The following is a 13,388-nucleotide window of genomic DNA, read 5'->3' on the forward strand; positions in this document are numbered from 1 at the left end:
CGCGGGCACATACTAAAGCTATGAGCCACTCAGAAGAACCCACCAGCATCCCGGTCCGCCCCGTCTTCGATACCCTGCCCAGCTATGCCGCGGGTAAGCCTCCCGCTCCCGTCGAGGGCCTGACCCGGTACAAGCTTTCCTCTAACGAGAACCCACTGGGCCCCGTGCCCGAGGTGGCGCGAGTGCTGGCCGAATTCGATGCGGTGCACCGCTATCCCGACCCCCTCTCAACCGCCCTGCGCACCGCTCTCGCCGGGCAGCTGGGCGTGGACGCCGAGGACATCGTGACCGGCGCCGGCAGCCTCGGTGCGCTCAACCAGATCCTCAAAACCTTCGCGGGCGTTAACGCCGACGGCGTGCAGGATGAAGTCATCTACGCGTGGCGTTCCTTCGAGGCCTACCCCATTCTGGTTGGCATCATGGGCGCCCGCAGCGTGCAGGTTCCCAACCTGCCCAACGGTGCGCACGACCTGGACGCTATGGCCGCGGCCGTCACCGACCGTACCCGCCTGATCCTCGTGTGCACCCCCAATAACCCGACCGGCCCCGCCGTCACCGAGAGCCAGATTCGCTCCTTCCTCGCGAAGGTGCCGGCTACCGTTCCCGTGGTCATCGACGAAGCCTACTTCGAGTTCTGTGCGGCCTCCTCCATCCCGGAGGGGGAAGAGCCCCCGCTGAACGGCCTGGACATCTATCGTGACTACCCGAACGTCATCATCCTGCGCACCTTCTCCAAGGCGCAGGGCCTGGCAGGTTTGCGCGTGGGCTACTCGATTTCGCACCCGCAGATTACCCGCCACCTGCGGGTTGCCGCGACGCCCTTTGCCGTGTCCGCCCTGGCCGAGCGGGCCGCCGTCGCCTCCATCGAGCACCAGGAGGCCGTCATGGAGCGGGTCAGGCACATCGTGGCCGAGCGTGAGCGCGTCACGGCCCGCCTACGCGAACTGGGCTACGAGTTCCCGAGCACCTACGCAAACTTTGTGTGGCTGCCCCTGGGGGAGCGGACCGGCGAGTTCGTTGACCTCATGAACCGGAATGCTCTCTCGGTGCGTGCCTTCGGGTCCGAGGGCGTGCGCGTGAGCATTGGTGAAGTCGAGGCAAACGACCGTTTCCTGTCCCTGTGCGAGCTCTTCGCGCAGAAGAGCTGATCTCGCTCAACATCGCTGGATAAGCTTGAATCGCATAGCGGTCCTGAGCGTATGAAGATGAAGGAACCCTCCTATATATTCTGATTATCGAATATATAGGAGGGTTCCTTCGGCTATTAGGTGCGGTCGGTAGCGCCGCCAGTTTTTGCCTGCTCATATGCTGAATGACGGGGTGCAATACGCGGTGTTCCAGGCGTGTTCCGAGCGTGCACGTTATTGCCGAGAGCCCGAAATAGTAAACTGGTAGGTATATATGCCCAGTCCTGATGGTGCACCGGCCGTAAATTCAGCCTCTCAACCCTCCACCTTTCGTGGAGAATGAGGCTTGGCCCCGGTAGCCCGCAGGCGAAGCCATCGTCACGTGTGGAGGTTAGATGCACGAGAACGACAAGTACCCGGGAGTGCCCGAGCGCATCCAGCTCATGGATGAGAACGGCACCGTCCACGAACACCCCACCTTCAGTCGATACGTCAAAGACGTCGATGGTGATACCCTGCGCGAGGCCTACCGCCTCATGTACACCACCCGCCGCTTCGACGACGAGGCGACCGCCCTGCAGCGCCAGGGCCAGCTCGCCCTGTGGGTTCCTAGCCGGGGCCAGGAGGCCGCGCAGGTCGGCTCCGCACTGGCCTACGCCCCTAACGACTACATCTTCCCCTCCTATCGTGAGCACGCCGTCGCCCTGGCGCGCGGTGTGGATTTCCGCGATCTGATTACCATCTTCCGCGGCACCACCACCCACGGTTGGGACATGAAGGCCCACAACTTCCACACCTACACCAAGGTGCTGGCCGCCCAGACCCTGCATGCCGTCGGCTACGCCATGGGTCTGAATTTCGATGCCGATATCGAGGCTGAAACCGGCAAGCGCCCCACCGGCCAGGACCAGGCCACCGACCCCGCAACCGACGCGCAGAAGCCCGCCGTCGCGGTCTACTTCGGCGACGGCTCCTCCAGTGAGGGTGACGCTCACGAATCCATGGTCTTCGCGGCCTCCTACGATGCCCCGGTGCTCTTCTTCGTGCAGAACAACCGCTGGGCCATTTCGGTTCCCTTCGAGGTGCAGTCGCGCGTGCCGATTTCGACTCGAGCCGCCGGTTACGGCTTCGAGGGCCTGCGCGTGGACGGCAACGACATCCTGGGCGTGCTCGCGGTGACCCGTTACGCCATGGAGAAGATTCGTGCCGGCGAGGGCCCCGTGCTCATCGAGGCCGAGACCTACCGTCTGGGCCCGCACACCACTGCCGACGACCCCACGAAGTACCGCACCGAGGCCGACCTTGAGGGGCCGCTGCACCGCGACCCCATGATTCGCCTCGAGAAGTACCTGCGTGAGCAGGGCTACGCCGACGATGCCTTCTTCGAGGAGGTTGCCGAGTCTGCCCAGAAGGTCGCCTCCGGCGTGCGCGACGCCGTGCTTTCCGCCGAGGTGGCCGACTTTGAGCACTTCTTCGACCGCGTCTACGCCCAGGAACACCAGCAGGTTGAGGACGACCGCGCATTCTACCGCACCTACAATGCAGGCTTTGAAGAGGAGTAAAGATGAGCGAAAACATTGAGCGTTTGACCCTCGCCAAGGCCATTACTCGCGGCCTGGAGGATGCCCTGGAGGCTGACCGCACCGTGGTTCTGCTCGGTGAGGATATCGGCAAGCTCGGCGGCGTGTACCGCGTGACCGAGGGTTTGCAGTCCCGCTTCGGCAACCGCCGTGTCATGGATAGCCCGCTGGGGGAGTCCGGCATTATCGGCACCTCCATCGGTATGGCGTTGCGCGGGTACCGCCCGGTTCCCGAGATTCAGTTCGACGGCTTCGTCTTCCCCGCCTTCAACCAGATCACGAGCCAGCTTGCGAAGATTCACAACCGCACCGATAAGCAGTACATCGTGCCGGTGACGATTCGTATTCCCTACGGCGGCGTGATTGGCTCGGTGGAGCACCACTCCGAGTCGCCCGAGGCGCTGTTCGCCCACACCGCCGGCCTGCGCATCGTGACCCCCTCGAGCCCGCATGAGGCCTACTGGATGACCCGCAAGGCGATTGAGTGCCCGGATCCGGTCATTATCTTTGAGCCCAAGCGCCGCTACTGGCTCAAGGGAGACGTGGACCTGAACGACACCTCCTTCGATCCGTTTAGCGCCAAGGTCGTGCGCGAGGGTACCGACGCCACGATTGTTGCGTACGGTCCGCTGGTGCCGGTGGCCCTGGCAGCCGCGGAGGCTGCGGTCGAGGACGGCCGCTCGATCGAGGTGATTGACCTGCGCTCGATCTCTCCGCTGGATGTGCCGACCGTGGCCGCCTCGGTGGCGAAGACCGGTCGACTGATTATCGCCCACGAGGCCCCCACCTTCGGTGGCATGGGTGGTGAGCTGGCGTCCGCGATTACGGAGCGTTGCTTCTACAGCCTGCAGTCCCCGGTGATTCGCGTGGGTGGCTACTACATGCCGTACCCGGTTTCCCGCGTGGAGGAGGAGTACGTGCCGGATATTGACCGCATCCTGGAGGCGGTTGATCGCGCTTTTGACTACTAGGCATTCCCTGATCTGACGTATCAGCGTGTTGCGCTATGGCGGGTTGCGAGCCCGCACAGAATATTCCGTATAGGGTATATGCCCTAGTGAGAGGTAAATATGTCCCAGATTTTTTCGCTTCCCGACGTGGGCGAAGGCCTGACCGAGGCTGAAATCCTCAGCTGGAAGGTGGCAGTCGGCACCGAGGTCGCCATCAACGATGTGCTGGTCGAGATTGAGACCGCCAAGAGCGTTGTCGAACTGCCCTCGCCCTATGCCGGCACCGTCGAAGAACTGATGGTCGCCGAGGGTGAGACCGTCGAGGTGGGTACCCCCATCATCCGCATCTCCGGTGGCGACGGCGCAGCCCCGGCCGCTCCCGCGGCACCCCAGCAGGAGACCGAATCCGGCACCGCGCTGGTCGGCTCCGGACCCAAGGCGGACGCCGTTAAGCGCCGCGCACGTAAGCGTCCCGCCTCCGCGGCCCAGCCCGCACCTGCCGCCCCCGCATCACCCGCGGCGCCGACAGTCCAGGCACCGGTGGCGCACACCCCCTCCGACCCGGTAAACCGCAACCAGGGCCTGCTCAGCGAGCTGGCCGAGCGCGCCTCCCGCTTTGTGGAGAACACCCCGCTGAACTCGGTGGTGCAGCGTCTGGCACCCGAGCCCGCAGCGGCTCCCGCGCCGACTTTGGCTCCCGAGCAGGTTCCGCACCGCCCGACCCTGGCGGCTCCTCCGGTGCGTTTGGCCGCTAAGGAACTCGGCGTCGACCTGGCCCACGTGACCGCCACCGGTGCCCGCGGCCAGGTGACCAAGCAGGACCTCATGAACTACGTTGCCCACCTCAAGGACGTGCAGCACAGCGGTGCCCGCCAGCCCTTCTGGCAGGGTGCAACCACCCCGGGCGACCGCATCGAGCGCATCCCGGTGCGCGGCGTGCGCAAAGCCACCGCGAAGGCCATGGTCGCCTCGGCCTTCAGCGCCCCGCACGTGTCGATTTTCGTGGACGTGGATGCATCCCGCACCATGGAGTTCGTCAAGCGCCTGAAGAAGTCCCGCCACTTTGAGGGCGTGAAGGTCACCCCGCTGCTGGTTCTGGCCGCCGCGGTAATTTGGGCCGCCGAGCGCAACCCGCAGGTCAACGCAACCTGGACCGATAGCGAGATTCAGATTAAGCACTACATGAACCTGGGTATTGCGGCCGCCACCCCGCGCGGCCTGATGGTCCCGAACATCAAGGATGCCCAGGAGCTTTCCCTGCGTGAGCTTGCGATTGCCCTGAACAACCTGACCACTCGCGCTCGTGAGGGCAAGACCCAGCCGGCAGAGATGGCGAACGGCACCCTGACCATTACGAATATCGGTTCGCTGGGCATTGATACCGGTACCCCGATTATCAACCCGGGTGAGGTTGCGATTGTGGCCTTCGGTACCATCAAGCAGAAGCCGTGGGTGGTCGACGGCGAAGTGATTCCTCGCTGGGTGACGACCCTGGGCGGCTCGTTCGACCACCGCGTGGTGGACGGCGACCTCTCGGCTCGCTTCATGGCCGATGTGGCGGCCATCCTGGAGGAGCCGGCCCTGCTGCTGGATCACTAGGCAATAACCTAAACGGCCCCGAAGGGTCGCTCAACGCGAAGACCTCCGGCGCACATAGCGTGCGCCGGAGGTCTTCGCGTTTTGTATCGGCATCGGTGCGGTGTCCGGTGCTTCGGAGGCTAGCCGTCCTCGCGCTCCACCCGGGTGCTCGGGTACTTATCCACGCGGCGGTGGTATATCTGCCCGCAGGCGCCGCCTATGAGGGCTCCCAGGAAACTGAGCGCCAGGATGAGCATAATCGCCAGCAGGCCGTTGGAGGTATCCCCGTTCATGAGCCGCTGCATGGAGAACGCGGCGGTGCCGTTCGGGAAAATCTGCGGGACCAGGTAGGTGGCCAGCGAAGCCACAATGAGGCCCATGAGGTGCCACAGCCACACCGCAATACCCTGCTTGGAGCCGGCGAATCGAGCCATGCGTCCGGCGGCGTATCCGCCGACCAGGTAGGCACCAAAGATGAGGACGCTCAGGGCGACCGCCACGGGAACTACGGAGGATTCCCCGGAGAGTAGTCGTCCGATGACGGCGTGGTACTCGAGGGACTGCTCCTGCCCGGTAGAGGTGAGCCAGGCGCCGATGCCCCAGCGGCCGCCGTCCATGAGGGTGATGGCCACGAGCCAGCCGAGCAGGCCCGGGAGTACGTGCATGCGGGAGTATCGTTCCTTCTGCATCTGCAGGGCGGTGGCGGCGGTGAGTACCGGTTCGCCGGGCTGGAGGATGGGCTGAGCGGGTTGGCTCGCTGGGGCGGCGAAGCCCCCGTGCTGGGCGGGCTGTTCCGGCGCGCGCGGTGCGGTGTTCTGCGGGGTAACGCTGGGTGCCGTTCCGCGGTCGTTGGCGGCCTGCGCGCCGCGGTGTTCGGACACGCTCGGGGCAGACGCGGCGCTCGGCTCGGGCGCGGAACCCGCGGATGCGCCGCTACCCGAGCTACCCGAGCCGGGGGTGTTGAGCCAGCCGAAGGCGCTTTCCCCGCCGTCCGAGGTGTCCGCGTCATCCTGCGGGCTGGGAGCCGGGATGGGGCTGGGGAAGGCGCGGGTCGCCTCCCCGTCGGTGGTTCGCGACTCGGCGCGGCGCGAGGCGGCCTGCTGCAGGTCCTCGGCGGTCAGCACGACCGTGGGGTCGTCGGAGGAGAAGGCCGCGTCCCACAGATCCTGCTCGCTGGGCGCGGAATTGTCGTTGCCCTTTGCCTGCTGGCTGGCCGCCGGGCGGGACTCCGGCTGCTGGTTGTGTTGTGTATTCATGGCTTCCGATAACGGGGTTCGGGGATCGTCTGGCGACCCGGTGTGTGCGGTGGCTCGCGTTTCGGGCGGGTCTTAACTTACTCGCTGTGCTCGGACTGGAAGGCCCGGGCCTCTTCGAGGGATTCGGCGGAGTAGGGGTGGGGGTGTGCGGGTCGTTCGTTCTCGTCGAGGGTGCGAACCACGCGTCCGGGGTTGCCGACCACGACGGAGTTTGCGGGTACGTCCTTGGTGACGACGGTACCCGCACCGATAACGGAGTTCTTGCCGATGGTCACGCCGCCCAGGATGATGGCGCCGCCACCAATCCAGACGTTGTCCTCAACGGTGATGGGCTTGCCGCCCTCCCAGTACGCTGCGCGGTCGACGGGGTTGAGCGGGTGGGTGGGGGTGAGGAACTGCACGTTGTTGCCGACGAGCACGGTGGATCCGATGCGAATCGGGCAGACGTCCAGGAATACGCAGTCGAAGTTGAAGAAGGAACCGTCCCCAATGTAGGTGTTCACGCCGTAGTCGAAGCGCGCACCGGGGCGGATGTGGGAGTGCTCGCCCAGGTGGCCGAGGTTTTCGCGGTAGACGTGCATGGCCTGGGCGTGCTCGCCTCGGGCGTAGTGCTCCTCCGCGAGGACGGTGGCGGCGTGGATGCGCTTAGTCTGTGCCGCACATTCGGCGTCGGGCATGTAGGCGGCACCGGAGACCATGCGGTTGAAGATGTCGCCGTTGGGGCGCTGCGGGGTGTGCATTAGTGGGCTCCTCCCAGAAGGTAGACTAGGGCGATGATGGCCAGACCGATGAGAATGACGACTCCTCCGGCGATGGCGAAGCGCTTGGAAATTTCGCGAAGGAGCTGCTTGAACTGCTCGTCGGTTATGTCTTGCTGTCGCTTACTCATGGTTTAAGTATCCCAGAGTTGCGCCGAGCGCACCCGGGGGAGTGTCGTGAAACTGGCCGCGCCGGGCTCCCTTAGCTGGGAGCCTGCCGTGAAGATGGCCTGGAAGGGCGCTGGAAGTTGAGCCGAGGGGCCGTCGGCGGGCACAATCGAAATCATGACTGAGGCTCAGAAGAACACGAACACGGGGGACGCAGCCCCCGCGCGCGCCGCGGTATTCGGCGCACCCACTACCGAATCCGGTGAGAACCCCCTGGCGCATCGCCCCTGGTTGAAGAATTATTCTTCGTGGACTGCCCGCGATATTGAGCTGCCCGAGACCTCGCTGAGCCACCTTATCGATGAGGCGGTGCGTAGCGTCCCGCAGAAGGTCGCCCTGGAGTTCTTTGGCGCGACCACGACCTACGCTGAGCTGGGGGACCAGATTGAGCGTACTGCGGAGGGTCTGCGCGTTGCGGGTGTGCAGGCGGGTGACCGTGTGGCGCTGATTTTGCCGAACTGCCCTCAGCATATTGCGGCGTTCTATGCGATTTTGCGCCTGGGCGCGATTGTGGTGGAGCATAACCCGCTGTACACGGGGGCCGAGCTGCGCCACATGTTTGAGGATCACGGCGCGAAGGTCGCGATTGTGTGGGACAAGATTGCCTCGCACGTGACCGAGATGCCGGCCGATATCCGCCCCACCCACATTTATTCGGTGAACCTGATTTCGGCGATGCCGCGCCTCATGCGCACCGCGCTGAAGCTACCCGTCAAGAGCGCGCGTGCCTCGCGTGAGAAGCTGACGGGCCCGGCCCCGGGCACGGTGCCGTGGTCGCAGCTGCTCAAGAGCGAGCGCATTGATCCCGCGCATCGCCGCCCGACCGCGCATGATATTGCGCTGCTGCAGTACACCTCCGGCACGACGGGTCTGCCCAAGGGCGTGATGCTCACGCACCGCAACCTGGAGTCGAACGGCCGCATGGGTGAGGCGTGGATTAACCCGGGCGATGACGAGGTGATTTACTCGGTCCTGCCGCTCTTCCACGCGTACGGTATGACCCTGGGCGTGACGATTGCGTCGCTGTGCCGTGCCCGCCTGGTGCTGTTCCCGACCGTGGACATGGACCTGATTTTGAAGGCGATGAAGAAGACCCGTCCGACGATTCTTCCTGCGGTTCCGCCGGTGTACCGCCGACTGATGGATGAGGCGAAGAAGCGCGGCGTGTCCCTGGAGGGTATCCGCTACGCGGTGTCGGGCGCGATGAACCTGCCGCCCGAACTGGTGGCCGAGTGGGAGGAAGCCTCCGGCGGTTTCATGGTGGAGGGCTACGGCCTGACCGAGTGTGCCCCGCTGGTCTCCTGTAACCCGCTGAACGACACCCGCCGCGCCGGCTCGATTGGTGTGCCCTTCCCCTCGACCGATATTCGCGTGGTGGATCCGGAGACGGGTGCGGATGTGCCTCTCGGCGAGGAGGGTGAGCTGTGGGTCAGCGGTCCCCAGCGCTTCATGGGTTATTGGAAGCGTGAAGACGAGACCGCGAAGACCATCACCCCCGACGGCTGGTTGCGCACGGGTGATATTGTGCGCCTGGACGAGGACTTCTTCATCCAGATTGTGGACCGCATCAAGGAGGTCATTATCACCGGCGGCTTCAACGTCTCCCCGACCGAGGTGGAGGTCGCCCTCAAGCAGCACGATACGGTTGCGGATGCGGCGGTGGTCGGTATCCCGCTGCCCGGCGGCGGCGAGATGGTCGTGGCCGCAGTGGTTCCCGCCCCCGGCCGGGTGGTGGAGGAGCACACCCTGCGCGAACACTGCTACTCGAAGGTGACTCGCTATAAGGTGCCGCGCCGCATCGTGGTCGTGGACGACCTGCCGCGTTCGATGCTCGGCAAGGTGCTACGCCGTAAGGTGCGGGAGCAGCTGATTGCCTCGGGCGATTTTGAGCAGTAGTGTCGGTTGGTTTGCCGCCCGCCCGTAACGGGCGGGTACGATGAGCGCCGGCTCGGGTTTTAGGCCCGGGCCGGCGCTTTGCGTTGACGCCGACGGACGGCTGGTGGGGGAGTGGAATTGGCGAATAATCATCGTGTGACGAAATATGACGAAATATGACGAGCTTGACATTCTGTGTCTCATGATTGACCCTTAACTTCCACCGCCGCCCCTGTGCGTGCTGTAATTGTCCCATCATCATTCGCATCGGCTTGTCGGCGCTCTATGCCCGTACCCGGTGAAGCACGTCATCATTCAACAGAAAGATTCATAGCCGTGAAGAAGTTTGCCGCTGCTCTTGCAGTCGTCCCCATGATTTTCAGCATGGCCGCTTGCGGTTCCACCTCGAACTCCTCCTCGAAGAAGGTCACCATCGGTGTGGTCGGCTCCGAGAAGTTCAACAAGACCCTGAAGGAAGAAGCCAAGAAGCAGGGCATCGACATCGAGTTCAAGGAGTTCAGCGCATACACCGAGCCGAACCCCGCTCTGGACGCCGGTGACATTGACATGAACCGCTTCCAGCACATCGCCTACCTGTCGAACTACAACGTCAGCGCCAACAAGGACCTGCAGATCGTGGGCCCGACCGTCATCTACCCGATGGCTCTGTTCTCCAAGAAGCACACCAAGCTGGCCGACATCCCCCAGGGTGGCGAGATTGTGATCCCGAACGACACCGTGAACGAGGCACGCGCGCTGAAGCTGCTGAAGACCAACGGTCTGGTCACCTTCAAGAACGCTGACGTAGACGCCCCCACCATCGACGATGTTGACACCGCTAACTCCAAGGTGAAGGTCACCCCCGTCGACGCAACCCAGACCGTGGTTGGCATGGAGTCCGCTGACGGCGCAGTCGTCAACAACGACTTCCTCAAGGACGCAGGCCTGAAGCCCGCGGACGCACTGGCTCAGGACGATCCCAAGACCGACCCCTCGGCCATCAAGTACGTGAACCTCTTCGTCGCCCAGAAGGACAAGGCTGACGACGAGACCTACAAGAAGATCGTTGAAATCTTCCACACCAAGCCCGTCATGGATGCTGTTCAGGAAGAGACCCGCGGCACCGCTGTTGAGGTCAACGTGAGCACCGACGAGCTGCGTCAGTCCCTGGCCAATGAAGAGGCCAAGCTGCGCGCCAAGAAGTAATCTCCTGACAACACGCCTCTCGTAGGCACACGTAAGGCGGTAAGCCCGGGCACCCGATGCGGGTTAGAAGGGCTTACCGTCCTTTGCGTACCGGCGCCGAGTCCCTCGGTGTCCCAACCACGACATTTAACGGATACAAATACTATGAGTGAACAGCTAGAAGAGGTCGTAGAAGGCCTCCCCCAGCCCATGGTGATTCTGGACGGCGTGTCCAAGGTCTTCGGTAACGGCCCCAAGGCTGTCCCCGCCGTGGACAACGTCTCCCTCACCATCAACCGCGGTGAAATCTTCGCGATTATCGGCTACTCCGGTGCCGGTAAGTCCACCCTGGTGCGCCTCATCAACGGCCTAGAAAAGACCACGAGCGGCACGCTGATCGTGGACGATTTTGAAATCTCTGGCAAGCGCGACTCCGAACTGCGTGAGGCCCGTACGAACATCGGCATGATTTTCCAGCAGTTCAACCTCATGAACTCCCGCACCGTGCTCGGTAACGTTGAGTTCCCCCTCAAGGTGGCCGGTTGGCCCAAGGCCAAGCGCCGCGAACGCGCCCTGGAGTTGCTGGAATTCGTGGGTCTGAGCGACCGCGCCGGCCACTACCCGAACCAGCTTTCGGGTGGTCAGAAGCAGCGTGTGGGCATCGCCCGCGCGCTTGCAACCAACCCCTCGCTGTTGCTGGCTGATGAGGCCACCAGCGCCCTGGACCCCGAAACCACCCAGGAGGTGCTCGCCCTTCTCAAGCGCGTGAACCGCGACCTGGGCATCACCGTCGTGGTCATTACCCACGAGATGGATGTCGTGGCCAGCATCGCCGACCGCGTGGCGGTCATGGAGTCCGGCCGCGTGGTGGAAGAAGGAACCGTCTACGACGTCTTCTCTAACCCGCAGACCGATGTGGCGAAGCTCTTCGTGGCGACCACCGTCAAGCTGGCCCCCACCGGCCAGGAGGCGGAGGATCTGCGCGCATCGCACCGTGGCTACCTGGTCAACGTCGAAATCGTGGAGGGCAACCAGGAGCTCGGCAAGGTGCTGTCCTACCTGGGCGCCCGCAACGTCCGTTTCAACATCGTGGGCGGCGGTATCGAGACCCTGCAGGGCAAGGCCTACGGTACCCTCACCCTGGAACTCCTCGGCGAAATCACCAGTATTGATGCCGCCGTTGCCGAACTGAAGACCGTTGCCCGCGTGCAGGAGGTGCGCTAAATGTTTGCTACTACTCTTCCGCTGGCCGCTTCGAAGACCGACTGGGGCGAGTTCCTGCCCGAGAAGCTCATCCCGGCTATCGGCGACACCTTCTACATGGTGTCCATTACCATGCTGTGCGCCGGCCTTGTCGGCCTGATTGTGGGTGCCCTGCTGTACACCACCCGCGCCGGTAATATCTTCCAGAACCGCTTCGTGTACACGGTCCTGAACATTCTGGTGAACATCATTCGCCCGATTCCGTTCATCATTCTGATTGCGGCCCTGGGCCCGCTGACCAGCGCCGTGGTGGGTACCCGCCTGGGTGTGAACGCCGCGGTCTTCGCGATGAGCTTCGGCGCTGCGTTCGCTATCGCCCGTATCGTGGAGCAGAACATGGTCTCCATCGATCCCGGCGTGATTGAGGCGGCCCGCGCTATGGGCGCCTCGAAGCTGACCATCCTGTTCACCGTGATGATTCCCGAGGCGCTCGGCCCGCTGATCCTGGGCTACACCTTCCTCGTCATCGGCGTGGTGGATATGTCTGCAATGGCCGGTTACGTGGGCGCCGGTGGTCTGGGTAAGATCGCGATTGTGGACGGCTACCAGCGCTTCAACGACGAGATTACCTGGGCCGTTGTGGCGATTATTATCATCCTGGTCCAGCTGGTTCAGTTCATCGGTAATGCACTGGCCAAGAAGGTTATGCGCCGATAGGCTCGTGCCGCTATATACACGGCTGATAAGGCATAGAAGACCCCCGGTCTGCTCCTTGATGAGCGGGCCGGGGGTCTTTCTTCATACCGGGGGAGGGGGCGCTAATTACTTAGCCCTGCGTTGCTTCAGACTGCTGTGCCGCCTGAAGCTTGGCAACCCAAGCGCGGGCCGCCTCCCACAGCTGCGGGTCGCGGAAGGAGTCAAAGCGCCCGTAGCCCTCGGGGGCCTTCGCGGGGTCGGTACCGGCGGGAGTGTAAATCATGACCTTCGTGCCGGCGTCGCGTGCCGCCTGAGCACCGGCGGGGGAGTCCTCGAACGCCAGCGCTTCGTGACCTTCAAAGCCGAGGCGGCGCGCCGCCTCCAGGTACATATCGGGTGCCGGCTTGCCCGCGGGAACGTCCTCGCTGCTGACCCAGGTGCGTACCAGGGGAGCGTAGCCGTAGTTCTCCATCTTGACGGTGAGGATACCCGAGGTGGAATTGGAGGCTACGGCCACGGGCATGTGCTCGCTCAAGAAGCCCAGGAACTCCTGCGCACCGTCGATGAGTTCCACTCCGGCGGAGATAATCTGCCGCTCGGTGGTGAGCAGATCCCGGGTGACCTGCGCGTGGTGCTCGGCGTAGGCTGCAGCATCGGCCGCATCGCCCTGTCGGGCCTCGTAGGAGAGGCGGGCGAGCTGCTCGGCAACATCCGCGGCGGAGAGGCCGGTGAGGCGCTCCTCCACCTCCTCGGTGAAGGGAACGCCCCAGCGGGCGAAGAGCTCGCGCTGAACCCGGTTCCACACGGTCTCAGAATCGAGGAGGATGCCGTCGCAGTCGAAGATTGCGCAACGGGGGAACCAATCGGAGGGTACGGTGTGTTCAAACATAATGCCAGTCTCTCACAGGGCCATCGGTGAAGGAAGCGCCAGCCCGGCGCCTGAGAAAATATTCGGGGCCGCGCCTCACCCACGGAACGAAAGACCGGGCGGGGACGGAAGGGCACGCAAAAA

Annotated in this window: 12 protein-coding genes; 8 read left to right on the plus strand and 4 right to left on the minus strand. The window is 63.9% G+C overall.

What is annotated here, in order from left to right; all coding sequences use genetic code 11:
• The first annotated feature begins 20 nt into the window (after positions 1-20).
• From AC3E6W_RS01120 to AC3E6W_RS01135, 4 genes are all read left to right on the plus strand, one after another.
• On the plus strand, positions 21-1,148 hold the full coding sequence (locus tag AC3E6W_RS01120; protein WP_490652126.1) for a histidinol-phosphate transaminase: 1,128 nt from the start codon (positions 21-23) through the stop codon (positions 1,146-1,148).
• Between the two features lie 374 nt (positions 1,149-1,522).
• The gene (locus AC3E6W_RS01125) at positions 1,523-2,689 is read left to right on the plus strand and encodes a thiamine pyrophosphate-dependent enzyme (RefSeq protein ID WP_490652127.1); all 1,167 of its coding nucleotides are present in this window, start codon (positions 1,523-1,525) and stop codon (positions 2,687-2,689) included.
• Positions 2,690-2,691: 2 nt separating this feature from the next.
• Positions 2,692-3,678, plus strand: coding sequence for an alpha-ketoacid dehydrogenase subunit beta (locus AC3E6W_RS01130; RefSeq protein ID WP_490652128.1), 987 nt, complete (start codon positions 2,692-2,694; stop codon positions 3,676-3,678).
• A gap of 99 nt (positions 3,679-3,777) precedes the next feature.
• A complete protein-coding gene (locus AC3E6W_RS01135) occupies positions 3,778-5,256 on the plus strand; it encodes a dihydrolipoamide acetyltransferase family protein (RefSeq protein WP_490652129.1) in 1,479 nt (492 codons plus the stop codon).
• 119 nt (positions 5,257-5,375) lie between these two features.
• On the opposite strand, the gene AC3E6W_RS01140 is transcribed toward AC3E6W_RS01135, so the two are convergent.
• The 3 genes from AC3E6W_RS01140 to AC3E6W_RS01150 form a co-directional block, all read right to left on the minus strand.
• Positions 5,376-6,491, minus strand: coding sequence for a hypothetical protein (locus tag AC3E6W_RS01140; RefSeq protein WP_490652130.1), 1,116 nt, complete (start codon positions 6,489-6,491; stop codon positions 5,376-5,378).
• A gap of 77 nt (positions 6,492-6,568) precedes the next feature.
• Positions 6,569-7,231 carry a sugar O-acetyltransferase gene (locus AC3E6W_RS01145; RefSeq protein ID WP_049331483.1) on the minus strand — a complete coding sequence of 221 codons (663 nt, stop codon included), beginning with the start codon at positions 7,229-7,231 and terminating at the stop codon, positions 6,569-6,571.
• Entirely contained in the window at positions 7,231-7,380 is a 150-nt protein-coding gene (locus AC3E6W_RS01150; RefSeq protein ID WP_168162477.1) for a hypothetical protein, read from the minus strand. Before AC3E6W_RS01150 ends, AC3E6W_RS01145 begins: the two co-directional genes overlap by 1 nt.
• A gap of 154 nt (positions 7,381-7,534) precedes the next feature.
• On the opposite strand from AC3E6W_RS01150, the gene AC3E6W_RS01155 reads away from it, so the two are divergent.
• The 4 genes from AC3E6W_RS01155 to AC3E6W_RS01170 all read left to right on the plus strand — a co-directional run bounded on the left by AC3E6W_RS01155 (position 7,535) and on the right by AC3E6W_RS01170 (position 12,397).
• Positions 7,535-9,313 (plus strand): long-chain-fatty-acid--CoA ligase, encoded by a 1,779-nt coding sequence (locus AC3E6W_RS01155; protein WP_490652132.1) that lies wholly within the window; start codon positions 7,535-7,537, stop codon positions 9,311-9,313.
• 315 nt (positions 9,314-9,628) lie between these two features.
• A complete protein-coding gene (locus AC3E6W_RS01160) occupies positions 9,629-10,498 on the plus strand; it encodes a MetQ/NlpA family ABC transporter substrate-binding protein (protein ID WP_049343138.1) in 870 nt (289 codons plus the stop codon).
• Between the two features lie 144 nt (positions 10,499-10,642).
• Positions 10,643-11,701, plus strand: coding sequence for a methionine ABC transporter ATP-binding protein (locus tag AC3E6W_RS01165; protein ID WP_294616260.1), 1,059 nt, complete (start codon positions 10,643-10,645; stop codon positions 11,699-11,701).
• Positions 11,702-12,397 carry a methionine ABC transporter permease gene (locus tag AC3E6W_RS01170; RefSeq protein ID WP_005504487.1) on the plus strand — a complete coding sequence of 232 codons (696 nt, stop codon included), beginning with the start codon at positions 11,702-11,704 and terminating at the stop codon, positions 12,395-12,397.
• A 109-nt stretch (positions 12,398-12,506) separates the two neighbouring features.
• Here the strand turns inward: AC3E6W_RS01170 and AC3E6W_RS01175 are convergent, their stop codons facing one another.
• Entirely contained in the window at positions 12,507-13,265 is a 759-nt protein-coding gene (locus AC3E6W_RS01175; RefSeq protein WP_490652133.1) for an HAD family hydrolase, read from the minus strand.
• Positions 13,266-13,388 lie beyond the last annotated feature (123 nt).

This window comes from Rothia sp. SCPM-O-B-18226 (M350), from assembly GCF_058213595.1.